This window comes from Streptomyces sp. NPDC034086 (assembly GCF_055575515.1).
Window position 1 is genome coordinate 318,274 of sequence record NZ_JBVISM010000002.1, and the last position, 25,485, is coordinate 343,758.

Annotated in this window: 21 protein-coding genes and 4 pseudogenes; 14 read left to right on the forward strand and 11 right to left on the reverse strand. The window is 69.5% G+C overall.

Going from position 1 to position 25,485, the window contains the following annotated elements:
- Positions 1–11 precede the first annotated feature (11 nt).
- On the forward strand, positions 12–1,541 hold the full coding sequence (locus ACZ514_RS06860) for a ricin-type beta-trefoil lectin domain protein (protein WP_469124282.1): 1,530 nt from the start codon (positions 12–14) through the stop codon (positions 1,539–1,541).
- Positions 1,542–1,632: 91 nt separating this feature from the next.
- Here the strand turns inward: ACZ514_RS06860 and ACZ514_RS06865 are convergent, their stop codons facing one another.
- Positions 1,633–2,406, reverse strand: a complete 774-nt coding sequence (locus ACZ514_RS06865) for a glycerophosphodiester phosphodiesterase (protein ID WP_469124283.1) — start codon at positions 2,404–2,406, stop codon at positions 1,633–1,635.
- A 205-nt stretch (positions 2,407–2,611) separates the two neighbouring features.
- Complete coding sequence (locus ACZ514_RS06870) at positions 2,612–4,282, reverse strand: fumarate hydratase (RefSeq protein WP_468169688.1); 1,671 nt, start codon at positions 4,280–4,282, stop codon at positions 2,612–2,614.
- A gap of 149 nt (positions 4,283–4,431) precedes the next feature.
- Here ACZ514_RS06870 and ACZ514_RS06875 point away from each other — a divergent pair, with 149 nt between their 5' ends.
- A complete protein-coding gene (locus ACZ514_RS06875) occupies positions 4,432–5,091 on the forward strand; it encodes a DUF1707 SHOCT-like domain-containing protein (RefSeq protein WP_469124284.1) in 660 nt (219 codons plus the stop codon).
- A gap of 131 nt (positions 5,092–5,222) precedes the next feature.
- Positions 5,223–5,624 (forward strand): WhiB family transcriptional regulator, encoded by a 402-nt coding sequence (locus ACZ514_RS06880; RefSeq protein WP_388934188.1) that lies wholly within the window; start codon positions 5,223–5,225, stop codon positions 5,622–5,624.
- A 142-nt stretch (positions 5,625–5,766) separates the two neighbouring features.
- Here ACZ514_RS06880 and glpX read toward each other — a convergent pair whose 3' ends face one another.
- Positions 5,767–6,798, reverse strand: coding sequence for a class II fructose-bisphosphatase (gene glpX / locus ACZ514_RS06885; RefSeq protein WP_468169682.1), 1,032 nt, complete (start codon positions 6,796–6,798; stop codon positions 5,767–5,769).
- A gap of 225 nt (positions 6,799–7,023) precedes the next feature.
- Between glpX and ACZ514_RS06890 the strand changes: the two genes are divergently transcribed.
- Positions 7,024–7,551, forward strand: a complete 528-nt coding sequence (locus tag ACZ514_RS06890; protein WP_468701502.1) for a DUF4245 domain-containing protein — start codon at positions 7,024–7,026, stop codon at positions 7,549–7,551.
- 154 nt (positions 7,552–7,705) lie between these two features.
- Here the strand turns inward: ACZ514_RS06890 and ACZ514_RS06895 are convergent, their stop codons facing one another.
- The 4 genes from ACZ514_RS06895 to ACZ514_RS06910 form a co-directional block, all read right to left on the reverse strand.
- A complete protein-coding gene (locus ACZ514_RS06895) occupies positions 7,706–8,296 on the reverse strand; it encodes a malonic semialdehyde reductase (protein WP_468169679.1) in 591 nt (196 codons plus the stop codon).
- A gap of 98 nt (positions 8,297–8,394) precedes the next feature.
- Positions 8,395–8,634: an exodeoxyribonuclease VII small subunit gene (locus ACZ514_RS06900; RefSeq protein WP_468169676.1), complete on the reverse strand. Its 240-nt coding sequence runs from the start codon at positions 8,632–8,634 to the stop codon at positions 8,395–8,397.
- A gap of 52 nt (positions 8,635–8,686) precedes the next feature.
- Positions 8,687–10,057: an exodeoxyribonuclease VII large subunit gene (gene xseA / locus ACZ514_RS06905; protein WP_469124285.1), complete on the reverse strand. Its 1,371-nt coding sequence runs from the start codon at positions 10,055–10,057 to the stop codon at positions 8,687–8,689.
- Positions 10,058–10,090: 33 nt separating this feature from the next.
- The gene (locus ACZ514_RS06910) at positions 10,091–11,470 is read right to left on the reverse strand and encodes an APC family permease (RefSeq protein ID WP_468169671.1); all 1,380 of its coding nucleotides are present in this window, start codon (positions 11,468–11,470) and stop codon (positions 10,091–10,093) included.
- Positions 11,471–11,556: 86 nt separating this feature from the next.
- Between ACZ514_RS06910 and ACZ514_RS06915 the strand changes: the two genes are divergently transcribed.
- A complete protein-coding gene (locus ACZ514_RS06915; RefSeq protein ID WP_468169669.1) occupies positions 11,557–12,561 on the forward strand; it encodes a 4-hydroxy-3-methylbut-2-enyl diphosphate reductase in 1,005 nt (334 codons plus the stop codon).
- A gap of 21 nt (positions 12,562–12,582) precedes the next feature.
- On the forward strand, positions 12,583–13,332 hold the full coding sequence (ppgK, locus tag ACZ514_RS06920) for a polyphosphate--glucose phosphotransferase (protein WP_468701447.1): 750 nt from the start codon (positions 12,583–12,585) through the stop codon (positions 13,330–13,332).
- 19 nt (positions 13,333–13,351) lie between these two features.
- Here the strand turns inward: ppgK and ACZ514_RS06925 are convergent, their stop codons facing one another.
- A complete protein-coding gene (locus ACZ514_RS06925) occupies positions 13,352–13,837 on the reverse strand; it encodes a DUF6542 domain-containing protein (RefSeq protein ID WP_468701449.1) in 486 nt (161 codons plus the stop codon).
- A 150-nt stretch (positions 13,838–13,987) separates the two neighbouring features.
- On the opposite strand from ACZ514_RS06925, the gene ychF reads away from it, so the two are divergent.
- The 7 genes and pseudogenes from ychF to ACZ514_RS06960 all read left to right on the forward strand — a co-directional run bounded on the left by ychF (position 13,988) and on the right by ACZ514_RS06960 (position 21,359).
- The gene (ychF, locus tag ACZ514_RS06930) at positions 13,988–15,076 is read left to right on the forward strand and encodes a redox-regulated ATPase YchF (RefSeq protein ID WP_468169661.1); all 1,089 of its coding nucleotides are present in this window, start codon (positions 13,988–13,990) and stop codon (positions 15,074–15,076) included.
- 498 nt (positions 15,077–15,574) lie between these two features.
- Positions 15,575–16,116 (forward strand): annotated as a pseudogene (locus tag ACZ514_RS06935) (DUF6879 family protein).
- Positions 16,113–16,235: pseudogene (locus ACZ514_RS06940) on the forward strand (helix-turn-helix domain-containing protein); the annotation flags it as partial. The pseudogenes ACZ514_RS06935 and ACZ514_RS06940, both read left to right, overlap by 4 nt.
- Before the next feature lie 91 nt (positions 16,236–16,326).
- A pseudogene (locus ACZ514_RS06945) lies at positions 16,327–16,734 on the forward strand (DUF5753 domain-containing protein); the annotation flags it as partial.
- A 55-nt stretch (positions 16,735–16,789) separates the two neighbouring features.
- Entirely contained in the window at positions 16,790–16,915 is a 126-nt protein-coding gene (locus ACZ514_RS06950) for a hypothetical protein (RefSeq protein ID WP_469124488.1), read from the forward strand.
- Positions 16,912–18,885 carry a site-specific DNA-methyltransferase gene (locus ACZ514_RS06955; protein ID WP_469124286.1) on the forward strand — a complete coding sequence of 658 codons (1,974 nt, stop codon included), beginning with the start codon at positions 16,912–16,914 and terminating at the stop codon, positions 18,883–18,885. Before ACZ514_RS06950 ends, ACZ514_RS06955 begins: the two co-directional genes overlap by 4 nt.
- Before the next feature lie 47 nt (positions 18,886–18,932).
- On the forward strand, positions 18,933–21,359 hold the full coding sequence (locus ACZ514_RS06960; protein WP_469124478.1) for a DEAD/DEAH box helicase family protein: 2,427 nt from the start codon (positions 18,933–18,935) through the stop codon (positions 21,357–21,359).
- 723 nt (positions 21,360–22,082) lie between these two features.
- On the opposite strand, the gene ACZ514_RS06965 is transcribed toward ACZ514_RS06960, so the two are convergent.
- On the reverse strand, positions 22,083–22,988 hold the full coding sequence (locus ACZ514_RS06965; protein WP_469124287.1) for an AAA family ATPase: 906 nt from the start codon (positions 22,986–22,988) through the stop codon (positions 22,083–22,085).
- Between the two features lie 144 nt (positions 22,989–23,132).
- Positions 23,133–23,456 (reverse strand): annotated as a pseudogene (locus ACZ514_RS06970) (Uma2 family endonuclease); the annotation flags it as partial.
- Between the two features lie 6 nt (positions 23,457–23,462).
- Here ACZ514_RS06970 and ACZ514_RS06975 point away from each other — a divergent pair.
- The gene (locus tag ACZ514_RS06975) at positions 23,463–24,065 is read left to right on the forward strand and encodes a hypothetical protein (protein WP_469124288.1); all 603 of its coding nucleotides are present in this window, start codon (positions 23,463–23,465) and stop codon (positions 24,063–24,065) included.
- Between the two features lie 87 nt (positions 24,066–24,152).
- On the opposite strand, the gene ACZ514_RS06980 is transcribed toward ACZ514_RS06975, so the two are convergent.
- Positions 24,153–25,436, reverse strand: a complete 1,284-nt coding sequence (locus tag ACZ514_RS06980) for a hypothetical protein (RefSeq protein ID WP_469124289.1) — start codon at positions 25,434–25,436, stop codon at positions 24,153–24,155.
- Between the last annotated feature and the right edge of the window lie 49 nt (positions 25,437–25,485).

The window sequence follows — 25,485 nt, forward strand, 5'->3', positions numbered from 1 at the left end:
GGGAGGCGTTCATGGCACGTGCCCGCACGAAACCCAGGCTCAGATCTACCTTCGCCGCCGTCGCGGCGTTCGCGGCCGCCCTCGGGGGCGTCACCGCCATCACCCCCATGGCCCAGGCGGCCCCCGCGGCGTCCGGCTCGATCACCCCCCTCCCGCCGGAACTGGAGGCCGTCCGCGCCGCCGAGGCCACCAGGATCTACGGGGACCCGGCGATCCGGCCGCTCGCCGAGCGCAAGACCGGGCTCATCTCCCTGGGCGACAGCGAGATCTCCGGCGAGGGCGTCGGCACCTACGACCCCGCCACCAACACCTCGTCCAACCAGTGCCACCGCTCACCCGACGCGGCCATCCACCGCACCGGCATCCCCGCCGACCTGACCTTCAACGTCGCCTGCTCCGGCGGCTACACGGGCAACATCCGCATCGGCGGCAGCAAGCAGTACGCCGACGAGCTGGTGCAGAGCGACAGCCTCGCCATCAAGGCCCGCAACACCAGGATCAAGATGGTGGTGCTGGTCGCCGGCGCCAACGACGACCTCCAGTTCGGCCCGGTCATGACCGACTGCGTCACCCGCTGGGTGCTCAGCCAGGGCACCTGCGAGCCCAAGTACGCCCCCGGCTGGCAGGCGCGCGTCGACGGGCTGCGGCCCAAGGTCGAGGCGACCGTCGCCGACCTCAAGACGGTCATGCGTGACGCGGGCTACGCCGACTCCGACTACAAGCTGGTCCTGATGGGCTACCCCAGCCCCATCGGCCCCGACTTCAACGACAACCCCGCCTTCCCCGGCAAGCTCCCCGGCGGCTGCGCGGGCTACGACTCCGACGCCACCTGGGGCCGCAACCAGGCCGTCCCCGCCTTCGAGAAGGGCATGCGCGCCGCCGCCCTGGCCTCCGGCGCCGTCTACCTGGACAACTCCCGGCTCTTCCACGGCCACGAGGTCTGCATGGAGGACGCCTGGGCCCGCGGGCTCTACCTGGACCTCGGGGACCACTTCCCGTGGGACGAGAACACCGCCCGCCAGTCCTTCCACCCCAACCACCGCGGCCACGGCGCCTTCGCGTCCTGCCTGACCCAGCTCTACTCCTCCGGCCTGCGCGAGGCCTCCTGCGCCGACCCCGCGAGCACCGGCACGCCCGTCCTCCAGCCCGGGGCCTGGGACGACCTCTACCGGCCCCTCAGGAACGAGGCCACCGGCAACTGCCTGGACTCCTCGGGCGGCTCCAGCGCCAACGGCACCAAGGTGGTGGGCTGGGACTGCCACGGCGGCCGCAACCAGGGCTGGTGGTACGACTCCTCGAAGAAGTCCCTCCACGTCGAGCTCACCCACGACCGCTGCCTGGACGTCCCCGGAGCCGGCTACGGCGCCGGCACCGGCCTGATCCTCTACAACTGCCACGGCGGCGCCAACCAGCAGTTCGTCCGCGACGGCGCCACCCTGCGCCCCGCCGCCGCCACCGGCATGTGCCTGACGGTCCCCGCCGCCCACGGGCAGCTGCGCCTCCAGCCCTGCGACGGCTCGGCGAACCAGCGCTTCGCGTAACCCCCGTCCCCCTCACCGCCACCGGACCCCCACACCCGGCCGGACCGAACCCGGCCGGGTGTTCCCGCGTCAGGGGAGGGGCGCGGCGGCGTCACAGCGTTTCCAGCTGCTCCCGGACCAGACGGGGGCGGTTGGTGATGATCGTCTCCACGCCGAGCCGTACGCACAGCTCCACGTCCTCCGGCTCGTCCACGGTCCACACCCGCACCCGCAGCCCCTTCGCCCTCAGTCGCCCCACCAGCCCCGGGTCCCTGCGCACCAGGTCGATACCGGGACCGGCGTGCCCCGCGAACGGCGGACGCGGGGGCCGCAGGCTCCGCTCGATCAGGTACACGGCGGGCAGACCGGGCGCCAGCCGGTGCATCCGCGTCAGCGCGCCGCGGGAGAAGCTCATCACCTCGACGCGGCCGTCGGAGCCGTCGGCGAGCCCGTGCTCCTTCAGGACCCGCACCAGCTCGGCCTCCAGCCGGCCGCCGGCCCGGGTCGGGTGCTTGGTCTCCACGGCCAGCCCCACGGGCCGGTCCGCCGCCAGGACCTCCCCGAGCAGGTCCTCGAAGAGCAGCACCCGCGCGCCCCGGTGCTCCTCGCCCTTCCAGCCGCCGAAGTCGAACGCCGACAGTTCCTCGTACGTCATCGCGGAGACCACGCCCCGCCCGTCGGAGGTCCGCTCCACCCGCCGGTCGTGCACGCACACCAGCCGCCCGTCGCCGCTGAGCCGCACGTCGCATTCCAGGGCGTCGGCCCCGTCGGCGATGGCCTTCCGGTAGGCCTCGATGGTGTGCTCGGGGTGCTCGTGCGAGGCCCCGCGGTGCGCGACCACCCGGACGGCGCGGGCGGTGCGGGGGGACGAGAGCGTCGGTGCCATGCGGGGATCCTTGCGAACCGGGGTGAACGGCCGGATGCGGGCCTGTGACCCCGACGTTAACCGGTACCCCCGTGACGCGCCGGGCGCGGGGCCGGGGCCCCGCGGCGCGGCGTCCGTCCGGCGGCGGACGCGCGCGAGGGCCCCTCCCCGTGCGGGGGAGGGGCCCTCGGTCCCGGCCCGGGCCACGGGCCCGGGCGCAGGGCCGCTACGACAGCTGGGACCCCTGGCGCACCGGGATGTGGGTGAACGTCGGCTCCGGGGCCGGGTTCTGGAAGAAGTCGTTGCCCTTGTCGTCGACGACGATGAAGGCCGGAAAGTCCTCGACCTCGATCTTCCAGACCGCCTCCATGCCGAGCTCCTCGTATTCCAGGACCTCGACCTTCTTGATGCAGTCCTGCGCCAGGCGCGCCGCCGGACCGCCGATCGAGCCGAGGTAGAAGCCGCCGTGCGCGCCGCACGCGTCCGTCACCTGCTGCGAGCGGTTGCCCTTGGCCAGCATGACCTTCGAGCCGCCCGCCGCCTGGAACTGCTCGACGTAGCTGTCCATGCGGCCGGCCGTGGTCGGGCCGAAGGAGCCGGAGGCGTAGCCCTCGGGGGTCTTCGCGGGGCCGGCGTAGTACACCGGGTGGTCCTTGAGGTACTGCGGCATGCCCTCGCCCGCGTCCAGCCGCTCCTTGATCTTGGCGTGCGCGATGTCACGGGCCACGACCAGCGGTCCGGTCAGGGACAGCCGGGTCTTGACCGGGTGCTGGGTCAGGGTCGCCAGGATCTCGTCCATCGGCTGGTTCAGGTCGATCCGCACCACGTCCGCGGACTCGCCGAGGTGGGAGTCCTCGGTCTCCGGCAGGAACCGCGCCGGGTCCGTCTCCAGCTGCTCCAGGAAGACGCCCTCGGCGGTGATCTTCGCGACCGCCTGGCGGTCCGCCGAGCAGGACACCGCGATCGCCACGGGCAGGGAGGCGCCGTGGCGGGGGAGGCGCACGACGCGGACGTCGTGGCAGAAGTACTTGCCGCCGAACTGCGCGCCGATGCCGATCTTCTGGGTCAGTTCGAAGACCTGCTGCTCCAGGTCCAGGTCGCGGAAGCCGTGGCCCAGGGGCGAGCCCTCGGTCGGCAGCTCGTCCAGGTAGTGCGCGGAGGCGTACTTGGCGGTCTTCAGGGCGTGCTCGGCCGAGGTGCCGCCGACCACGATCGCCAGGTGGTACGGCGGGCAGGCCGCGGTGCCGAGCGAGCGGATCTTCTCCTCCAGGAACTTCATCATGGAGGCCTCGTTGAGGACCGCCTTCGTCTCCTGGTAGAGGAAGGACTTGTTGGCGGAGCCGCCGCCCTTGGCCATGAAGAGGAACTTGTACGCGCCGCCGTCGGTCGCGTACAGCTCGATCTGCGCGGGCAGGTTCGAGCCGGTGTTCTTCTCCTCCCACATGGTCAGCGGGGCCATCTGCGAGTAGCGCAGGTTCAGCTTCGTGTACGCGTCGTAGATGCCGCGCGAGAGCGCCGCCTCGTCGCCGCCCTCGGTCAGCACGTTCTGGCCGCGCTTGCCCATGACGATGGCCGTGCCCGTGTCCTGGCACATCGGCAGGACCCCGGCCGCCGCGATGTTCGCGTTCTTCAGGAGGTCGAGCGCGACGAACTTGTCGTTCGAGCTCGCCTCCGGGTCGTCGATGATCCGGCGGAGCTGCGCCAGGTGCGCGGGGCGCAGGAAGTGCTGGATGTCGTGGATGGCCTCCGCGGCGAGCGTGCGCAGCGCCTCGGGCTCGACCTTGAGGAACGTACGGCCGTCGGCCTCGAACGTCGAGACGCCCTCGGAGGTCACCAGCCGGTAGGGGGTGGTGTCCTCGCCCAGGGGTAGCAGGTCGGTGTACGCGAACTCCGGCATTTGGGTAGCCATTCCTCACTCGGCGGACAGCGCTGGCGACCAATTGGCAGCGCGACTGTCCAGCGTAGGACCTCTCGCGCCGACTGTGTCTGTGAGGTAAGGCTCACCCAGCACTATCGCGATCTATCGTGTGTCGCTATGCTGGCGCCGTGGACCTGGAAAAGCACTCCGCCGCCCCCGCCGCCGCATCCCCCGGACTGCGCGCCTCCGACGCCGACCGGGACCGGATCGCGCGGATCCTCTCGGACGCCCTCGCGGAGGGCCGGCTCACCTCCGAGGAGCACAGCGAGCGCCTGGACACCCTGTACGCCGTCAAGACGGTCGGGGAGCTGGACGTCCTCGTACGCGACCTCCCGGCGGCGGCCGACGCCGGCCACCGGCCGGCCCTCGCGGCGGCCGTCGCGCCCCCGCCGGCGGCCGGACCCGTCGAGACGGTGGTCGCGGTGTGCAGCAGCTCGGCCCGCAGGGGCCGCTGGCGTCCCGGCGCCCGCACCCGCGCGGTCTCGGTCATGGGCGACATCACGATCGACCTCACCGAGGCCGTCTTCGAGCAGCAGGTCAACGAGATCACCGTCACCAGCGTGCTCGGCAACGTCGAGGTCCTCGTCCCGGAGAACGTCACCCTGCGCGGCCACGGCAGCGGCGTCCTCGGCAACTTCGACGTGCGCGGCGAGGGCCACGCCGCCGACCCGCAGGCCCCCGTGGTGATCGTCCGCGGCTTCGCCCTGCTCGGCAACATCGAGGCCCGCCCCCGGCGTGGCTCCCGCCTGGTCGACCTGGCCGCGAAGCTCCGTGACCGCCGGGACTGAATCCGACCGCATGGCGTCCGGTTTCGGACGAACCGGTCCGCCCCGGTGTCACCCGGGGCTTAGCGGCACGCGCAGCGGGTAGGGACTGGTGCATCGTCTCTCGCTCGCGTATACGTCGTCAGGAGTAGACCGTGCCGCATCCGCCGCATCAGTCCCTGCAGGCAGCCGCCGTCCAGAGTCTTCAGACGCGTCCGGCCGCCGTGCCGAAGCCGCGGGTTCCGGCCAGGGAAGAGGACGGCCCATGGCACGCCGAGGCCGTCTGCCGCAGGGATGAGGCGGGACTCTTCTTCGCACCGTCCAAGGAGCCGACCGCGGCCCGGCTCGCCCGCGAGGAGGCCGCCAAAAGGGTCTGCGCCCGCTGCCCCGTGATGGTCGCCTGCCGCGAGCACGCCCTGCTCCAGCCCGAGCCGTACGGGGTCTGGGGCGGGCTCACCGCCGCCGAGCGCCGCGTGGTGCTGGGGCGCAGGCGGCGCCGGGCCGCCGAGCTGCTCCCCGGCGCGGGTGCTCCCGGCCAGGTCGCCGCGGCGGGCTGACCGGCGCGGAGCACGGCGCCGCCAGCCGGCCCCTCCCTCGACACGCGCACCCCGCCACCGCGCCGCACCGCGGACACGCCGAAGGGGCGGTCCCCCGCACAGGGACCGCCCCTTCGCCGTGCCGTCGACGGCCGGACCGCTCCTACTGGGCGCGGTCGAAGTCGATGTCGCTGTAGGCGCGCAGCTTCGACAGGCGGTGCGTGGAGTCGATCTGCCGGATCGTGCCCGACTTCGAGCGCATGACCAGCGAGGACGTGGTCGCGGTCTCCGAGCGGTAGTGGACGCCGCGCAGCAGCTCGCCGTCCGTGATGCCGGTGGCGACGAAGAAGACGTTCTCCCCGGACACCAGGTCGTTCGTGGTCAGAACGCGGTCAAGGTCGTGACCCGCGTCGATCGCCTTCTGGCGCTCCGCGTCGTCCTTGGGCCACAGCTTGCCCTGGATGACGCCGCCGAGGCACTTTATGGCGCAGGCCGAGATGATGCCCTCGGGGGTGCCGCCGATGCCCATGAGCAGGTCGACGCCGGTGCCCTCGCGGACCGCCATGACCGAGCCGGCGACGTCGCCGTCGGAGATGAACTTGATCCGGGCGCCGGTCTCGCGGATCTCCCTGACGATGCCCTCGTGACGGGGGCGGTCCAGGATGACGACCGTGACGTCCTCGGGGGCGATGCTCTTGGCCTTGGCGACGCGGCGGATGTTCACCGAGACGGGGGCGTTGATGTCGACGAAGTCGGCGGCCTCCGGGCCGGTGACCAGCTTGTCCATGTAGAAGACCGCGGATGGGTCGAACATGGTGCCGCGGTCGGCGGCGGCCAGGACGGCGATGGCGTTGGGCATGCCCTTGGCGTTGAGCGTGGTGCCGTCGATCGGGTCCACGGCGATGTCGACCTCGGCGCCGGTGCCGTCGCCGACGTGCTCGCCGTTGAAGAGCATCGGCGCCTCGTCCTTCTCGCCCTCGCCGATGACGACGACGCCGTTCATCGAGACGGTGGAGATCAGGGTGCGCATCGCGTTGACCGCGGCGCCGTCGGCGCCGATCTTGTCGCCGCGGCCGACCCACCGGCCCGCGGCGAGGGCCGCGGCCTCGGTGACCCGTACGAGTTCCAGGGCGAGGTTGCGGTCGGGCGAATCGGGAGCGACTTCGAGCTGGGGCGGCAGGTTGTGCTCGGTCATCGGAGCGCACCTTTCTGTACGACGACGGCCGGGATGTGAGGGTGCTGGAACTCTATCGGTTGGTCGACATATTGAGCAGACCGGGTCACGTATGAGCGGAATATCGGTGCGGCCGTACGGCTGAGCGGACACCGCGGCGCCCCGCCCCGGAGGCCGCCCCGGCCGCCACGCCCACCCCGGCGGTGATCGCCCAGGACGATGCGGGACGATGGTGCCGTGGCAGGTATGAAAGGCAAGCAGACGGTCTGGGACATGGTCCGGTCGCTGGCGGTGATCGGCGTGGTCGTGGCGGGCATCTACATATTCGTCCCCCACGACGAGGACGCCGACCCGACGCGCACGGTGGACTACCGGGTGGAGACCCTCACGGCCCGGCGCGCGGCGCCGTACCCGGTGGCGGCTCCGGTGGGCCTTCCGGAGCAGTGGAGGGCCACCTCGGTGACCTTCGAGCGCAAGAACGCGCACGCCTGGCACCTGGGCTTCCAGGACCCGGACCGGCAGTACGTCGCCGTGGAGCAGTCCACCGACGCCACCGCCAAGAACGTGGCCAAGCTCACCCAGCAGGCGAAGGCGACCGGGCAGACCCAGCAGGTCGGCGACCGGGCGTGGGAGCGCTGGGACGGCGAGAAGTACGACGCGCTGGTCCGGCAGGAGCAGGGCTACGTGACCGTGGTGACGGGCACGGCCTCCTTCGAGGGGCTGGGCGCGATGGCGGCGGCACTGGAGTTCAAGCAGGGGCCGCAGACCCCGTAGCGGCCGTAGCGGCCGCAGCCCCGTAGTGGCGCGGCGGCCGCGGCGGGGCCCGTACGCACACCGGACGCGAGAGGCCGCCCGCCCCGGATCCCGGGGCGGGCGGCCTCTCGCCGTACGCGGTGCCCGCGGCTGCCCTCACGGGCGGCCCGGCGGCTCAGACGGTGGTGACGACCTGGTCGAACTCCAGGCGCGGGGAGCGCGGGAACCAGGCGTCCTCGCCCGGCTTGCCGATGTTGACGACCATCAGCGGGGTGTGGTCGGCGTCCAGGAACTCCTTCTGCACGCCGGCGAAGTCCAGGCCGGTCATCGGGCCGGCGGCCAGGCCGGCGGCGCGGATGCCGATGATGAAGTAGGCGGCCTGGAGGGCCGCGTTCAGCACCGCGGACTGCTCGCGGACCGGGCGCTCGGAGAAGAAGGCGTCCTTGGCCTGCGGGAAGTGCGGCAGCAGCTGGGGGAGCTCCTCGTGGAACTCGTTGTCCGCGGAGAGGATCGCGACCAGCGGGGCCGCGGCGGTCTTGGGCTGGTTGCCCTCGGCCATGTGCTTGACGAGGCGCTCGCGGGCCTCGGCGGAGCGGACGAGGGTGATGCGCAGCGGGGTCTGGTTGAAGGCGGTGGGGCCGTACTTCACCAGGTCGTAGATGGCCTGGACCTGCTCCTCGGTCACGGGCTCGTCGGAGAACGAGTTGGCGGTGCGGGCCTCGCGGAAGAGGAGGTCCTGAGCAGCGGCATCGAGCACGAGAGACATCGGTAAGCCTTCTTCGTCGGGTACGGAAGTGAAGCGGTATCACCGACCCTACGGCGAAAGTAGGTGAAATTTCAACTAACTCGGCGGGGTGAGCCGGATCACTCCTCGCGGTCGCCGCCGTCCCGGCCGGCCGCCGCCTCCCGGGCCGCCAGCGCCGAGTCGAGCCGGGCGCGCGCCCCCTCGAGCCAGTGCCGGCAGACCTTCGCCAGCTCCTCACCGCGCTCCCAGAGGGCCAGTGACTCCTCCAGGGAGGTGCCGCCGGCCTCCAGCTTGCGGACGACCTCGACGAGCTCGTCGCGCGCCTGCTCGTACCCCAGCGCCGTATCGGTGTCGGTCATTCCTTGGTATCCCATCGTAGGTGTGCCGTGCACCGGGTCGCGGTGCAACGTGTCAGTCTTCAAGGGGCCCTGCACCGCCGGTCGAGCCCGGCTCCACCGGCGCCTCCGTGCCCTGCCCCGGGCGGCTTTCCGCGCCCGCTCCGGGGCCGGTTCCCGCGTCCGTTCCCGGCCCCTCGCCGCCGGACTCCGCGTCCGTTCCCGGCCCCTCGCCGCCGGACTCCGCGACCGCCACCGTGAACGCGCCCGCCGCCACCCGGGCCCGCAGCACCTCGCCCGGCGCGACCTCCGCGGCCGCCCGCACCACGTGCCCGTCCGCCCGCTGGAGCACCGCGTACCCGCGCTCCAGGGTGGCCGCCGGGGACAACGCCACCACCCGGGCGAGGGTGTGCTCCAGCTCCGAGTCGGCCCGGTCCAGCAGGTGCCCGAGGGTGCGCCGGCTGCGGGCCAGCAGCGCGTCCAGCTCGGCCTCCCGGGTCTCCACCATCCGCTGCGGGTGCACGAACACCGGGCGCGCGAGGCAGTGCTCCAGCCCCCGCTCCTCCCGGTCGAGCAGGGCGCGCAGCGCACGCAGCCCCCGGCCCTGGAGCTGGCGCACCCGCTCCAGCTCTTCGCCGACGTCCGGGACCACCTTCTTGGCCGCGTCCGTTGGCGTGGACGCCCGGAGGTCCGCGACCAGGTCCAGCAGCGGGGAGTCCGGCTCGTGCCCGATCGCCGACACCACCGGGGTGCGGGCGGCCGCGACCGTCCGTACGACCTCCTCGTCGGAGAAGGGCAGCAGGTCCTCCACGCTGCCGCCGCCCCGCGCCACGATGATCACGTCCACATCGGGCCGCGCGTCCAGCTCCCTGACCGCCTCCACCACCTGGGGCACCGCGTGCACCCCCTGCACGGCCACGTTGCGCACCTCGAAGCGGACCGCGGGCCAGCGGCGGCGCGCGTTCTCCAGCACGTCCCGCTCGGCCGCCGAGGCCCGCCCCACCACCAGGCCGATCAGCTGCGGGAGGAACGGCAGCGGCTTCTTGCGGTCCAGCGCGAACAGCCCCTCGGCGGCCAGCGACCGCTTCAGCCGCTCCAGGCGCGCCAGCAGCTCCCCGATGCCCACCGGGCGGATCTCGCTCACCCGCAGGGACAGCTGCCCGCGCGGGGCGTACCACTCCGGCTTGGCCAGTACGACGACCCGCGCGCCCTCGGAGACCAGGTCCGCGACCTCGTCCCAGACCTGGCGGAAACAGGTCACGCTGACCGAGACGTCGTGCGACGGGTCCCGCAGCGTCAGGAACACCACCCCGGCCCCCGGCCGCCGGGACAGCTGCGTGATCTGCCCCTCCACCCACACCTGGCCCAGGCGGTCGATCCAGCCCCCGATCAGCCGGGACACCTGACCGACCGGCAGCGGCGCGTCAGCCGACGTATGCAGACCCATGCACGCAGGCTAACCGGCGCCGATGACAGCGTCTCAGGCGCCGCCCGGGGTGTCGGCGCCCGCGCGGTCCCGCCCGCGCTGCACGAGGAGCACCCCCAGCCCCACCAGCAGCCACACCGCCCCCACCAGCTGAGCGGTCCAGGAGGCCTCCACGATCACCGCGACCGTCACCGCCGCCCCCAGCACCGGCACCAGCAGGTGCTTCCACCAGACCGGGGCCCCCTCCCGCCGCCGGACGACGAACCACCCCACCACCGAGGCGTGCAGCAGGGTGAAGGCCACCAGCGCCCCGACGTCCACCACGGAGACCAGGTGGTCGAGGCCGTCGTCGCGCCGGGCCGCCCACACCGCCGCCACCAGCGTCACCGAGGCCGCCACCAGCAGCGCCGCCCTCGGCGTACCGCCCGAGGTGCGCGCCAGCGCGGCCGGCAGCCGCCGTTCCCGGGCCATCGCGAACAGCAGCCGCCCCGCCGCGGCCTGCCCGGCCAGCGCCGCGAAGGCCGCCCCGACCGCCTTGCTCAGCGCCACCAGGTCGTGCAGCCAGGACCCGACGGACGCCTCGACCGCGTCGTAGAAGGCCGGCCCCTGAAGCGCCGGGTCGGCCGCCAGCTCCGCCGAGGACACCGGGGCCAGCAGCGCCGCCAGATAGGTCTGGGCGACGAACAGCACCCCGGTCAGCGCCAGGCAGAACAGCACCGCCCGGGCCACCCGGGCGCTCCCCCCGGTGACCTCCTCGGCGAAGGAGGCGATGGCGTCGAAGCCCAGGTACGACAGGACCGCCACGGACACCGCCCCCAGCACGGCCGCCGCCGAGAAACCCAGCGAACCGTCGCCGGTCAGCGGCGAGAGCCAGCCGCGCCGGGCCCCGCCCCCGGCCAGCACGGTCACCGCCGCCACCAGGAACACCACCAGCACCGCGATCTCCACCGCCAGCACGGCGAAGCCCACCCGCGCGGCCACCCGTACGCCCGACAGGTTCAGCAGGGTGGTGACCACCACGGCCAGCGCCGTCCACACCCAGCGGGACACCTCCGGGACCAGCGCGTGCATCGCGATCCCGGAGAACAGGTACGCCACCGCCGGGATCAGCAGGTAGTCCAGCATCGCCATCCACCCGGCGATCAGCCCCGCCCCCTCGCCCAGCCCCTCGCGCGCGTACGTGAAGACCGAACCGGCCTGCGGGGCCACCCGCACCATCTGCGCGTACGAGAGGGCCGTGAAGGCCATCGCCACGGTCGCGACCAGGTACACGAGGGCCACGGCACCGTGCGACTTCGCGTCGAGGGTGCCGAAGACCCCCACCGGGGCCATGGGCGCGATGAAGAGCAGCCCGTAGACCACCAGGTCGCGGAAGCCCAGGCTCCGGCGCAGTGCCGCGGGGGCCGCCGTGCTGGAATCCGTGGCGGATGCCATAGGTCCTCCGGGTGAGGGTCGGTACGGACGTTCGGCCAAGTCTGTGCCGAACGGGCGACGGCCGGCCTGCTGGAGACCCCCGTACGATGGAGCGCATGACTGCTCCCGCCCCCGCTCCCGCCTCCCGCCGCGTCCTGCTCGCCGCCCCGCGCGGTTACTGCGCGGGCGTGGACCGTGCCGTGATCGCTGTCGAGAAGGCCCTCGAGCAGTACGGCGCTCCGGTCTACGTCCGCCACGAGATCGTGCACAACAAGTACGTCGTCCAGACGCTGGAGAAGAAGGGCGCCGTCTTCGTCGAGCGGACGGAGGAGGTCCCGCCGGGCAACATCGTGATGTTCTCCGCGCACGGGGTGGCGCCGGTGGTGCACGAGGAGGCGGCGAACGGCCGGCTCGCGACGATCGACGCCACCTGCCCGCTGGTGACCAAGGTCCACAAGGAAGCCATCCGCTACGCCAACGAGGACTTCGACATCCTCCTCATCGGTCACGAGGGCCACGAGGAGGTCATCGGCACCTCCGGCGAGGCCCCGGACCACATCACCATCGTCGACGGCCCGGACGACGTGGCCAAGGTCGAGGTCCGCGACGAGTCCAAGGTCGTCTGGCTCTCCCAGACCACCCTCTCGGTCGACGAGACCATGGAGACCGTCGACGCGCTGAAGACCAAGTTCCCGCTGCTCGTCTCCCCGCCCAGCGACGACATCTGCTACGCCACCTCGAACCGGCAGGCCGCCGTCAAGGCGATGGGCGCCGATTCCGACCTGGTCATCGTCGTCGGCTCCAAGAACTCCTCGAACTCCATCCGCCTGGTCGAGGTCGCCCTGGACGCCGGCGCCCGCGCCGCCCACCTCGTCGACTTCGCCAGCGAGATCGACGAGGCCTGGCTGGAGGGCGTCACCACGGTCGGCCTGACCTCGGGGGCCTCGGTGCCGGAGGTACTCGTCGAGCAGGTGCTGGAGTGGCTCGCGGAGCGCGGCTTCGCCGACGTGGAGATCGTCAAGACGGCCGAGGAGTCGATCGTCTTCTCCCTCCCCAAGGAACTGCGCCGCGACCTGCGCGCCGAAGCGGCCGAACTGGTCGCCGACAAGTAACTCCTTTCGTACGGTATGTCCATGGAGATCTTCGGCGTGGACATCGGCGGTTCCGGCATCAAGGGCGCTCCCGTGGATTTGGAGCGCGGCGAACTGGCGCAGGAGCGCCACAAGGTGGCGACCCCACAGCCGGCCACCCCCGAGGGGGTGGCCGGCTGTGTCGCGGAAGTGGTGGGCGCCTTCTCCTGGGAAGGCCCGGTCGGCGTCACCTTCCCCGGTGTGGTCACGGGCGGCGTGATCCGGACGGCGGCCAACATGGACGAGGGCTGGGTCGGCGTCGACGCGGCCGCCCTGCTGTCGGACCGGCTGGCCGGCAGGCCGGTCACGGTCCTCAACGACGCCGACGCCGCGGGCGTCGCGGAGATGACGTACGGCGCGGGCCGCGGGGTGGCCGGCACCGTGCTCCTGCTGACGCTGGGCACGGGCATCGGCAGCGCGCTGTTCGTGGACGGCAGGCTCGTACCGAACACGGAGCTGGGACACCTGGAACTCAAGGGACACGACGCGGAGACGCGGGCCTCGGTCAAGGCCAAGGAGGACGGGGACCTCAGCTGGGAGCGCTGGGCGCACCGGCTGGAGAAGTACCTCGCCCACGTGGAGATGCTCTTCTCCCCGGACCTGCTCATCCTGGGCGGCGGCGTCAGCCGCAAGCCGGAGAAGTTCCTGCCGCTGATCAAGGGCGTCCGGGCGGAGATCGTCCCGGCGAAGCTCCAGAACAACGCGGGGATCGTCGGCGCGGCGATGGCCGCCCGCGACCGGGCCGCACGGTAGGCGGCGGCCGGCGGGCCGGTCAGTAGGCGGCGCTGGACGTCCTGCGCTGCTGCCGGGCGGCCCGCCGGCGCCCGCTCAGCGCGGCCCGGCGCACCAGCGCGATCAGCCCGGCGGTCAGCGTGCCCGCGTACAGCCACCCGGCGTGCAGGGACAGCGCGGACACCACCCCCATGAGCTGCCCGCCGAAGCCCCCGGAGCCGCCCGAGACCGGCCACACCCCGGCGGCGAACGCGATGGGGGCCGAGATCGGCGCGGTGACCAGGTCCGCCGGCCGCACCCACAGGGCGACCGCGGCGGCGACGGGCAGGAACAGCAGCCCGTACGCGAAGAGCGAGGAGCCGAACAGCAGCCGGCAGACCCCCGCCACCAGCAGCATCGCCACGCAGGCGAACAGCCCGCCGCCGAGCCCCGTCAGCATCGGCCGCGGCAGCCGCCGGGGCGCGGCGGGCCGCCGCGAGGGGGCGGGCACCGGGGCGGGCCCCCGGGGGTGACGTACCGAACGCATCCTGTATTGCTCCACCCCACCAAACTAGGCGGGAGGGCGCCCGGATCCCGGTCCGGACACGCGTACAACCAGTGCCGCTCAGCGGAAAGTAAACTGTCCGGTGGCCCACCTCCGGGCCGCCGCCCCCTCCAGCTACGGGAAGTCGCCAACGTGTCGCTCACGATCGGAATCGTCGGCCTGCCGAATGTCGGCAAGTCGACCCTGTTCAACGCCCTGACCAAGAACGACGTGCTGGCGGCCAACTACCCGTTCGCCACCATCGAGCCGAACATCGGCGTGGTCGGCGTCCCCGACCCCCGCCTGGCCAAGCTGGCCGAGATCTTCAGCTCCCAGAAGATCCTCCCGGCCACGGTCGACTTCGTCGACATCGCGGGCATCGTGCGGGGCGCCTCGGAGGGCGAGGGCCTGGGCAACAAGTTCCTGGCGAACATCCGCGAGTCGGACGCGATCTGCCAGGTCATCCGCGCCTTCAAGGACGAGAACGTCGTCCACGTCGACGGCAAGGTCTCGCCCAAGGACGACATCGAGACGATCAACACCGAGCTGATCCTCGCCGACCTCCAGTCCATCGAGAAGGCCGAGCCGCGCCTGACGAAGGAGTCCCGCCTCCAGAAGGAGAAGGTCGCGGTCCTGGCCGCGGTCGTCGAGGCCAAGAAGATCCTCGAAGCCGGCGACACCCTCTTCTCCAAGGGCATCACCAAGGGCACGGAGAAGGGCGACCTCCTCCACGAGCTCCACCTCCTCACCACGAAGCCGTTCCTGTACGTCTTCAACGTGGACGAGGACGAGCTGACGGACGAGGCCTTCAAGGCGGAGCAGTCCGCCCTGGTCGCACCGGCCGAGGCGATCTTCCTGAACGCGAAGCTGGAGGCGGACCTCGCGGAGCTGGACGACGAGGAAGCCCTCGAGCTCCTCCAGTCGGTCGGCCAGGACGAGCCCGGCCTCGCCACCCTCGGCCGCGTCGGCTTCGCCACCCTGGGCCTCCAGACCTACCTGACGGCCGGCCCGAAGGAAACCCGCGCCTGGACCATCAAGCAGGGCGCCACCGCCCCCGAGGCCGCCGGCGTCATCCACACCGACTTCCAGCGCGGCTTCATCAAGGCCGAGGTCATCTCCTTCGCGGACCTGGTCGAATGCGGCTCGGTGGCGGAGGCCCGCGCGAAGGGCAAGGCCCGCATGGAGGGCAAGGACTACGTCATGCAGGACGGCGACGTGGTGGAGTTCCGCTTCAACGTGTGACGCCTGATTCCTTGATCGGTTGAAGTGGCTGGTAAGAGCAAGAAACCCCAGGTCAGGGGCCAGATCTTCGGATTTGGCCCCTTCCTGTTTTCTCCTTTGGATTCCGGGCTTTTCCTGGGAGCGTGCTGACTTGGTGCTTACTCTCGTGACGGCTCACGGAAGCCCTGACCGGGGGCTCCAGCGGGGAGCGAGGGGGCAGCCACGGAGCGGCCCGGCGAGGGGAGCGGTTTCCCGTTCCGGAAACCCGAAGCCCTTGTGACACGGTCCGTCGACTGGGAACGATGAACGGGACACCCGAGCACGGGAACGAGGGGGAACCGTATGAGGCTGACGAAGCTGGCCACGACCTGTGAGAACGGGGGGACTGTCCCACCCTGTACGCGACCGACAGGGGAACCCTGATCGTGCAAGGGGGCGTGCCGACCGGACACGGCCTCGACCTGCCAGAGGGGGAAGCCCTGGTGGAAATCCGGATGGACCTCACCCGGAAGGCGATCCGTGATCAGCGCATCTAACGACCTGGCCGCCCGCTTCTCCACCTTCCAGGAGGAGGCGTTCCGGCTGGAGACCCTCGACGACTACAGCAATTCCGGAAACCCCGCCGCCTTCCGCTCCTTCCTCGCTGGAGAGCCCAAGCCCGCGGACTACAACGCTGGCTGGTTGGAGACCGTGAGCAAGGCGACGGAGAGCGGCAAGCGCATGGTGCGCGTCCACATCCTGTCCCGCCCGCTCACGCCGTACCTCCGCTACAAACTGAGCTGGGGCTACCTGACGAACATGACGGCGGGCGAGGAGTTCCACATTCTCGACATTACCGGCCGGCCGAACCCCCTGTTTGGTGTGCCGGACTTTTGGCTCTTCGACGCAGCGAACCAGTCGTCCTCAACTACGACGACAACGGCGCCTTCACCGGCCCGACGTTTTTCGCGGCCTCGAGGGAGTTCCTCACCCCCGAAGAGTCTCCGTACGCCGGCTACCGGAGCACGGCTCTGGCATCGTCCGTTCCGTTCACCGAGTGGTGGGCAAAGTACGGGGAGTGAACCGGACGGAACTGGGAGCAGCGCTGCGGGCCCTGCGGCAGGCATCCGGCAAGGGGGCCAAGGCCGTTGCCCGCAGCGCCGTCATGTCGACGGCCCAGCTGTCGAAGATCGAGAACGGGCGCGTAGCCCCTGCGGCGGCGGACGTAGAACGCATCCTTACGGCCTTGGAGGTGCCGTCGGAGATCAAGGCCGAGTACCTCGCCGTAGCCCGTGCACAGGCCACCGAGGCGACCGCATGGCGGCTGTTCCGGCGCATGGGCTACAGCGAGAAGCAGGAGCAGATCAGGGGACTTGAGTCCTCGAGTCCTGCGCCTCTTCCAGCCGTCCCTTGTTCCCGGCCTGCTCCAGACCCCGGAGTACATCCGCGCGGTGCTGGAACCGAAGGGCCTCACGGACGAACAGCTCTCCCGTACGGTCGCTGCCCGCATCGAGCGCCAACGCGTCCTGTACGACACCGGCAAGACACTGCGCTTCGTCCTGACGGAACCCGTCCGGCGCTGGCGTCTCCTCCCGGCCGCGATGATGGCGGGCCAACTGGACCGCAAAGTCTCGGTCTCCCGGCTCCCGAACGTCGATGTCAGAGTGGTCCCCCTTGATGCCCCTCAGCGTGACGTCCCCGGCCACTCGTTCGTCATCCGCGATGACCGTGTGGTCACCGTCGAGGCCGAGCACCGTGCCCGATCCGGTAGAGGACCTGGTGGAAGCGCTGACGCTGTTCACGAGCTACATGGTGGCGATCAGCCAGCCCGGCACCGTTCCGACGTTCGACGTGTCTGAGCTTGACGTCGAGGGTTGGTGACGGTCACGGTCGAGCCCCAGGTCGCCGACACGATGGCCGTGCCGCTCGAGGCGACACCGGAGGCTCCACCGCGCTCTGTCTCCGTGACGCTGACAGCCCCGCAGCCGGATGAAGTGACGGTGCCCACGAGCGCGGAAACCGGGGACTGTGCAGGAGAAGTGCCGCGGCCGCGATCGGTGAGGTGGTCGCGGCGGCCGATTCTGCGGCGGGTGGGGACGGTTCCCTCGGTGCCGGTGAGGGTCGAGAATGAGACCGCGCGGCTGAGGCGTTTGTTCCGGTCGGGCAGCGAGCCCGCCTTCGCTGTCAGTGCGCCCCGGTACGCTTCTCTAGTCACCACAGTTGGAGGAAAAGACATGGGCACCTCGGGGCGTCTCAGCCTGACTTGGATCAACAAAGACAGGTCGCTCATCAGCACGCGGGACGGCGGCTATGAGTGGGTCGACCGGGACGACTTTCGGGTGACCGAGACACGCCTCCTCCGCGATGTGGCGACTGTGGGGGAGGTACATGACGACCTCAAGCGTGCTGCGGACAATCTGCTGATCCAGGGGGACAACGGAGAAGCGCTGCGGGCGCTCACCAGGCTCCCGGAATTCGCGGACGAGTACCGCGGCAAGGTGAAACTGGCATATATCGACCCCCCCTTCAATACGGGTCAGGCATTCGACCACTACAAGGATGGCGTCGAGCACTCAGTCTGGCTGACGATGATGCGGGACCGGATTCTCCTGATCCGAGACCTGCTTGCGCCTGATGGGAGCATCTGGGTCCACCTCGACGATAGCGAGGGAGCCTATGCACGGGTGCTTCTCGATGAGATTTTTGGGCGATCGTGCTTCGCGGGAACCGTCATCTGGAGATCCACGGACAACAGTAATAACGATGCGAAGACGTTCTCCGTGGACCATAACGTGATTCACGTGTATGGGAAGTCTCCGGGCTGGCTTACGAACCGGGTTGCTCGACGAGAGGATCAGTCCGGACATTATTCGAATCCGGACAATGACCCTCGCGGCCCCTGGTTCGACGGGAATCCGCTTGGTTCACCGAACCCACGAAAGAACCTTCAGTACGAAATCGTGTCGCCGCAGGGGCATGTGATCCAATGCCCCCCGAACGGCTGGCGGTGGGCGCGGGAGACGCTGAACGAGAAAATGGCCACGGGGGAGATCCGGTTCACTCCGAATGGAAAAGGAATTCGACGGCGTACGTATCTACTGGAGCAGGGCGGTCTTCCGCCATCGACGCTTTGGGCCGACATCGAAGAAACCGGAAGCAACCGCAAGGCGAAGGCAGAGCTGAAACGGCTTTTCCGGGGGAAACCGACAGCTGAACTCTTCAAGACACCCAAGCCGGAGTCATTGCTGCGAAAGATTCTCGAGATCGCGACTCAGCCCGGTGATGTCGTCCTCGACTGTTTCGGCGGTTCCGGGACGACCGCCGCTGTGGCGCACAAGATGGGTCGACGTTGGATCTTGACCGAGCGTGAGTCGGGGACAGTCGACGAATTCATTCGTCCGCGGCTTGACGCCATCGTCAACGGCGAGGAGTCCGGCGGAATTTCGAAGACGGTCGGCTGGGAGAAGGGCGGAGGCTTCCGTCATCTCGAAGTTGCCCCCTCCATGTATGAGCGCATGGGTAATCGGCTACTCCTCGCCCCGTGGGTGGTCGGCGACGCCTTCGCTGAGACCGCCTGTGCGCAGATCCCTGGCTTCGAACTGGAGCCTGGCTCCGAGTCGCCGTTTGTCGGTCGAAAGGGCCGGCGGCGTCTGGCGGTCGTCGATGGGCTTGTTGCCGAGAGCACAGTCCAGTCGATCGTTGAGGCGTTGTGTGAGAACGAGAGCGTTCTCATCGTGGCCAAGAGTTACCTGCGCGAGGCGGCAAGTCTCCTGGAGAAGCTCAGCCCCGGCTCGCGCATCAAGAAGGCTCCCCAGGACCTGTTGGACATGAAGGGACGTGTGCTGCGTTGAGCTGGATCACATACGACCAGGCTGCGATCGAGGACCTGGCGACTCGTATGGAGTTGCGGGACCCCAACCGTCGCGCCGTGGCCAAGGTCGTCGAGGAGATCCAGGCGGGGGAGGGGCGGGAGGTCGTCTGCGACCTGGCAACCGGCGTCGGTAAGACGTACATCTGCCGGGGACTCATCGACTACCTGGCGGATCAAGGTGTTCGCAACATCCTGATTGTCACGCCAGGGCGGACCATTCAGAGGAAGACGCTTGCCAACTTCGACCCTGGTCACCCCAAGTTCGTGCCAGGCGCCGACCACGAGCCCATCGTCATCACGCCGGAGAATTATGCTGGCGGCCGTGTTGGCGACGCAATGCGTGATCCGGATGCGTTGAAGGTCTTCATTTTCAACGTTCAGCTCCTGACCAAGCCAACTGTCAAGACTTCACGCAGTACATACGAGACTGATGAGTTCATCGGTACCGCTCTGTACGACCACCTGCGTTCGGTTGAAGACTTGGTGATCATCGCCGATGAGCATCACGTGTACCGGAGCGATGCGAAGAAATTCCATGAGGCGGTTCGCGATCTCCAGCCGCGTGCGCTTGTGGGCTTGACGGCGACTCCTGACGAAACAGACCGCAAGGTGCCTGGCAGGGTCGTCTTCCAATACTCGCTTGCCGAGGCCATCGCAGACCAACTCGTCAAGATTCCCGTCATCGTCTACCGCGAAGACGGACACAACGACGTTCGCACTCAACTGGCCGACGCTTGCCATCTGCGCAAGGTGAAGGAGGACACCACCCGGGAGTGGGCTGAGAGGAATGGGCGGCCCATGGTCAACCCCGTCCTCTTCGTGGTCTGTCAGAGCATTGAGGAAGCCACCGAGAGCGCCGCGATCCTGGCCGGCCCAGGATTCATCGACGAACCGGGCGCGGTGTTGCAGATCACCTCCGGCAGCAAGGATGACGCGCTTGAAGCTCTCGCCGGCATCGAGGAGCCCGACTCTCCGGTACGGGCTGTGGTTTCCGTCGATATGTTGAAGGAGGGATGGGATGTTAAAAACATCAGCGTGATCGTTGCGCGTCGTGCTCTCGCCTCTCAGACCCTCACCGAGCAGATCCTTGGCCGTGGTCTTCGGCTTCCTTACGGCGAGCGAGTCGGGTTCTCGATGGTCGACTGCGTTGACATCATTGCTCACGAGTCGTACCGGCGGCTTCTGGACTCGAAGGAAGCCCTTCTGGAGCACACCCTTCCGCAGAGGGCAGAGACAGGCGGGACTTCGGGTGCTGGCACGAGCATCGCAGCCAAGTCTGATGGTGAAAGCTCTCTGCCCGCTTACCATGAAACCGAGATGCAAGGGATGCTGACGTTCACCGCCGAGGCCCCTGTCCGGGATGGTGGGTTCGGCACCGAGGCCTCCGAGGCGGTCTACCTCGGTATGGCCGACATGGAACATCGGCTTGCCGAAGCTGGGGTGGAGAAGGAGAAGGCCCAGCAGATCATGAAGCCTGCGGAAGGGGCACCGCCCATTACGTTCCCCAGTAAGCGCCTGTTGGAGAAGCCGGACACCTACAGCTTGGCCTTCGTCAACTCCGAAGCTGTGGCCGAGAAGGGGAAGCAGTTCAAGCACGAAATAGAGGTGGAGCTGAAGCGTAAGGCGCTGAACGCATCGCGTGGACTTGACGGCACCGTGACCGTGGAAGCGCAGGACCAGAAGTCCGCAGTGGCGACTCAGCGTAGCTGGCCGATCTCGAAGGTCAGGGATGACCTTGAAGAGCGGATTCTCAATCTTCCGCAGTTGAAGCTCACGGCTGACGAGGTCGAGGCCGCGCAGGAGCTTGTGCGTACGTTCCTCGGCGCGGCGATCGAGGTTGATGCAGAGGACAGCACGCCTTGGGAGGAGGCTCGTGCGGAACTGGCTCTGACGCAGCTGGAGAGGCTTGTGGTCTCCAGCTTCAAGCAGAAGCTCGCAACGGTCGAGCACGAGATCGTGAAGGTGACTGTCCCGCCTCCTGCCCAGCCGTGGCCGGGGCAGACGATGCCTCAGATGCAGATGACCGACAAGGTGATCCGGGGCATGGGCTATACGGGCTGGGATAGCTCGATTCTGCCGGTCGTCCATTTCGACGCGCTGTCCACCGAAGTCAAGCTGGCCAGGCTGATGGATGTCAGCCCCAAGGTCGAGTGGTGGCTGCGGCTTGAGTCGCAGAGCGGCACCTTCATCCAGCTCGACAATGGCGCTCGCTACTTCCCGGACTTCATCGCCATAGACAAAGACGGTGTGCGCTGGCTCGTTGAGGGCAAGTCAAACACGGAGGCTTCCAGCGAATCGGTCCTTGCGAAGAAGGCTGCCGCTGTGTCGTGGGCGGAGGAAGTGACCCAACTTGGGCAGTTCGGGACTTGGAAGTATTTGTTCGCCACCGAGGAACATCTGAGTCAGTCGAACAGCTGGGACGCCCTACTGACCGTCACTGGTGCCCGAGGGTAGAAATGGAAGATGGCAGAGGAGCCCCAGCCGTTCAGACGGGGGCTCCTCCGTGGCGGCTATCGACGGGCGATTTCATGCTCGATGGTGGCGGCAATGGCCTGTCAAGGGACAGCAAACGCCGCGATGGTCGTCCAGTGCTGATGCGTTGATCGAACTGCGGCGCTTATGGCTCCTCATGGAGCAGCTGGAGCATCCCCAACGGCGGCGCGTACCCTCAATCAACAGCGTGTGCGCAGCGAGGTCGGGGATGTTGGGCCGCGTCAGCGGCCACTATGAGATCAGTGGCGAACGGAAGTTTGGCGGCGGCGCAGCCGCCGGACTGCGACGAGGATGGCGCATAGGCGCTTCGATCTCATCGGCCCCTTCCGGGGCCGCTTCCTCGAAGTAACCTCCGAAGTGGGTGGCCCCCCGCCGCCTCGTTCGCCGATGTTTCGCGCCTCCGCTGCGCTATGCGGGCGCTACGCGCCCGCTGCGTTTCGCCGCTGATCTGTACAAAGCTTAGGTCGGCCCCTACGGGGCCGCTCCGCTGTTGCCTTCTTCGCCGCTGGCTCGGCGCCTTGGCATGGAACGGCCCCTTCGTTGTGATGCATTTCAACGCCGCTGCGTAGACCAGCGCCTACACGTCTGAGAGTGCGGAGCGAGGCTTACCGAGCGGAGCGAGGTAGCCTGGTGGTGGTGACACGTTCTACAAGGGCGCGGGTTCATCACCACCAGCAATGCGGCTCAGGCCGCCCGTGAAGAGGACCGCCGTACCCACCGTCCTTCGACGAGTTCGACGGAGTCCTTGAGTTGCTTCCGTACGGTCTCGGCACTCCTGCCCACCTCCGCCGCGTATCGCGCGGCCAGCGGTGCGTACGACCTCTCCTCCGGCTGCTCCCGCATGATCCGCGAGATGAGTTCCTCGGTCCACGACGTATCGCGACGCGGCAGGTGGACGACCTTCGGCCCACTCTCCGCCCTTTCCCATACCGGCACTTCGGTGTCTCCGTACGCGCGGCTGACAGTGACCTTCAGGTCGAGGTCCTCCTTGAGCGCGCGGGCGCCGGCCGCGAAGGAGCGTCCGCCGATAGGTGAGGAAGCGACGCTCATGCCCTCCGAGGTCCCCTTGGGGGTGCGCGTGACGAGGAGCGTCGGGATGCCAGCTTCGCTGATCGGCTTGAGATCACGCATGAGGCGCTGCGCAACGGCGGGGGAAGAGATGTCGTCGCCCGGCGCGAGCGCCCCGATGATGTTGTCCAGGACGAAGAGGCCGGGCTTCAGCTCTGCCAGGTCGTCACGGATGCCCCGCCAGTAGCCGGGATCGCCGGGGTCTTCGACGGGAAAGACTGTGACCGACCCGTCCGGCACGGCGCCGTACAGGCGCTCCTTGAGCTCTTCTGGTGCGCCGTCGTCGGTCAGTCCGAAGACGATGTGGTCGAGGCGCTGGAGGACGGGCTGTCCCAGGAACTCCTTGTGCCCGTTCAGCAGAGCAGTGCCCATACCCGCGCTCAGTAGGGTCTTACCGGCCTTCGGTTCGCCGGACAGCATCGTGATGCTGGTGGTGAGGAGATCGCCGATGAGGAACGCTTCCTCGTACGGCACGCGTGCGATCTGGTGGAGCTGCCGTCCCTTGTCCTTGATGGCTCCCACTGAGGGTGGACCTTCCCTGCGTGGCGCGCTGAGGCGCCGGTGACTCCCGCCGGGCGGCGGGTCATGCGACCTCCTTTCGCAGGCCGGGGGTAGAGGACGGGTGATCGTCAGGCGGAGACGGGGCACTCCTGATCGAGCCACCTGTCAACTTCGGAGAGACGGAAGCGGAGGCTGCCGCCGACCCTTCGCGACGGGATGCCGAGGGCGCGGTGGTTGTTGTAGTTGCGGGATGCCGGCCTCCGCGTACTTGCGGAGTTTCACCGTGCGATCGCGATGGGCGGACTCGGGGGAGACGACCTCCACGACGAGTTTCACGTCCTCCGGGGCGTACCAGGTGTGGTCCCCGTCGAAATCGGCCGTCGTCACCACCAGGTCCGGTTCGGGACGGCTGCGCAGGTCGAGTTTGATGGTCATCTGACGGCCGACTCTGCTGTCGGCCGGAACCTGCTCCATGAGCGCGAGGGTGATCAGTGCGTGGATGTCGTCAGGATGCTCGAGGCCGCCTCGCTGCTGGTGCCCGAAGGGGTGGCCGCCGAGAACGACGTCACGGTGTCCGACATCTGGGAGTACCTCGCGCACGACGAGTGGGAGGTCGCGCTCCACCTGCTGGAAGAGCTGGGCGGCGAGTGGTCGGCGCCGTCGGGCTTCTGGGAGGAGCTCGGGCGTGTGGCCGGGATGCTGGGGTTGGAGCGGAGCCGGCGGTGGTGCTGGTGGCGGGAGGCCGAGGCGCGCGTGGGCGTCATCCGGGCCGAACTCGTGCTCCGGCCGGCCGGTGAGATCTTCCGGCATACGCCGATGTCCGGAGCGGGGGAGCTGCGGCCGATGTGGGACCTCGGCCACCGGAGGGACGACGGCGCGCCCGAACGGGACATCGCCGCGCTGTGGGCCGAGTTCGCCGACGAGCTCGCGCCCGGCGCTCGGGCTCCGGTGCGCCTCCTGCCCCTGACCGCGGCACGGTGGAGGCACCTCGCCCCCGGCGACCGGATCACGCTGTACGAGACCGCGGTGGCCGGCGGGACGGCGACGGTCCTGGAAGTCCGGCCGCCGTCGCCGGGCGAGGTACGCGACGCGGAATGAGGATCCTGCACGGCTTCGGACAGGAAGAGCTCCCCTGCCGTGGTGCACGGTGAAGGGGAGCCTCGGAGCAGCCGACCGCCTACGGAATCAGACCGCGCTCTCGTCGTCCTCGTCGCGGGGGCCGGGTTCGGCGGGCCGGTGCGGGGTGTGCGACGGGTCCCAGAAGTGGGGAGACGGAGTGTCGTCCGCCCTCCTCTCCCACCAGTCCTGGCCCTGGCCTCCAGCGTGCGGGCTGTCTTCCGCCGCCCGCGGGGTGAACGTGCTCGCGTCGGAGGCCATGGCCGGGCCGGTGAACGGGGGGCCCTCGGGGGCCAGAGGGTGGGGCGGCCAGGCACTGGTGGAGGTGCCCTCACCCGAAGGCTCGCCGTCCGGGTCCTCGTCGGGAGCCAGCCCGAAGGCCCGCCTGATCTCGTCGGCGGCCTCGTCCAGCCCCTCCGTTTTCAAGAACCGCATGAAGCGGTGCGCGAGCACCGTGTACCCGTCCATGTCCGGTTTCAGGCCCGCCGCCGTCAGCAGCAGGCGCAGCCGATCCGCGACCCCCACTTCCTCCTCGCGGTCGAAGAGCCCTCCTCCGTGGGCGTTCCCCTCCCACAGTGGGCCCCCGACGGTCGCTTCGTTCCGTACGCCCACGGGCGGGACGAGCAGGTGGCGGAAGAGCTCGGGCACTTCCTCGTCGTTGGCCGCCGCCGCCACCTGAGCGAGCGGGCCGATCATGTTGACGGCCTTCTCGATTTCGTCCTCGTGGCGGGCGAGCCACCACACCACCGCGCTGCCCGGGCTCTTGAGCACGTCGTCGCCGAGGTAGCGCCGCTTGTTGCGCTCGTGCTGGCGTTCGTACTCCCAGATCTCCTCGTCCTTGCGAAGGTCGTTCAGCTTCCGCAGGCGTTCGCGGTCGGCGGGGGCGAGGGCCAGGGTCACATCGGCCGCCATGGCCGTCACCCGTCCGCTCAGGTCCGGGAGCAGTACGCCCAGCTCCCCCTCCAGGAGGTACCGCGCGTAGCTCGCCCGACCGGGTTCCTCGTGACGGACCACCTTCAGGGCCCGACTGACGACCGAGGAGAGGGCGAGGGCTGAGGAGGCGCTGTCGGACGGGCCGTTGTGGCCGGCGACCGGCCTCCACCACACGGTGGCGGAGAAGAGGAAGTCGTAGCCGTTCGTCGCGCTCGGCAGCGCCGCGTCGATCACCCGTGCCTCCTGGAAGGGCTGTTCCGTCGGCACCGCCGGCGGCTCGGGCTCCGCGGACTCGTACGGGTCGGGGGACGCGCGGCCCCCGCTGAACACCGTCATCACGAGCAGCAGGGATCCGGAGGCCGTGACCATGGACATGAAACCCGACAACAACGCCGACCAGTCCAGAAGGTTTCCGAGCACAGCCGGTGCGAGGCCGCAGAGAGCGACGAACAGCAGGCTGGGAAAGCGG

Coding starts and splice junctions, on each gene's coding strand:
- ACZ514_RS06860 (WP_469124282.1), top strand. CDS start 12: ATGGCACGTGCCCGCACGAAACCCAGGCTCAGATCTACCTTCGCCGCC.
- ACZ514_RS06865 (WP_469124283.1), bottom strand. CDS start 2,406: ATGGCACCGACGCTCTCGTCCCCCCGCACCGCCCGCGCCGTCCGGGTG.
- ACZ514_RS06870 (WP_468169688.1), bottom strand. CDS start 4,282: ATGCCGGAGTTCGCGTACACCGACCTGCTACCCCTGGGCGAGGACACC.
- glpX (WP_468169682.1), bottom strand. CDS start 6,798: ATGACCGAGCACAACCTGCCGCCCCAGCTCGAAGTCGCTCCCGATTCG.
- ACZ514_RS06890 (WP_468701502.1), top strand. CDS start 7,024: ATGAAAGGCAAGCAGACGGTCTGGGACATGGTCCGGTCGCTGGCGGTG.
- ACZ514_RS06895 (WP_468169679.1), bottom strand. CDS start 8,296: ATGTCTCTCGTGCTCGATGCCGCTGCTCAGGACCTCCTCTTCCGCGAG.
- ACZ514_RS06900 (WP_468169676.1), bottom strand. CDS start 8,634: ATGACCGACACCGATACGGCGCTGGGGTACGAGCAGGCGCGCGACGAG.
- xseA (WP_469124285.1), bottom strand. CDS start 10,057: ATGGGTCTGCATACGTCGGCTGACGCGCCGCTGCCGGTCGGTCAGGTG.
- ACZ514_RS06910 (WP_468169671.1), bottom strand. CDS start 11,470: ATGGCATCCGCCACGGATTCCAGCACGGCGGCCCCCGCGGCACTGCGC.
- ACZ514_RS06915 (WP_468169669.1), top strand. CDS start 11,557: ATGGAGCGCATGACTGCTCCCGCCCCCGCTCCCGCCTCCCGCCGCGTC.
- ppgK (WP_468701447.1), top strand. CDS start 12,583: ATGGAGATCTTCGGCGTGGACATCGGCGGTTCCGGCATCAAGGGCGCT.
- ACZ514_RS06925 (WP_468701449.1), bottom strand. CDS start 13,837: ATGCGTTCGGTACGTCACCCCCGGGGGCCCGCCCCGGTGCCCGCCCCC.
- ACZ514_RS06960 (WP_469124478.1), top strand. CDS start 18,933: ATGGAGTTGCGGGACCCCAACCGTCGCGCCGTGGCCAAGGTCGTCGAG.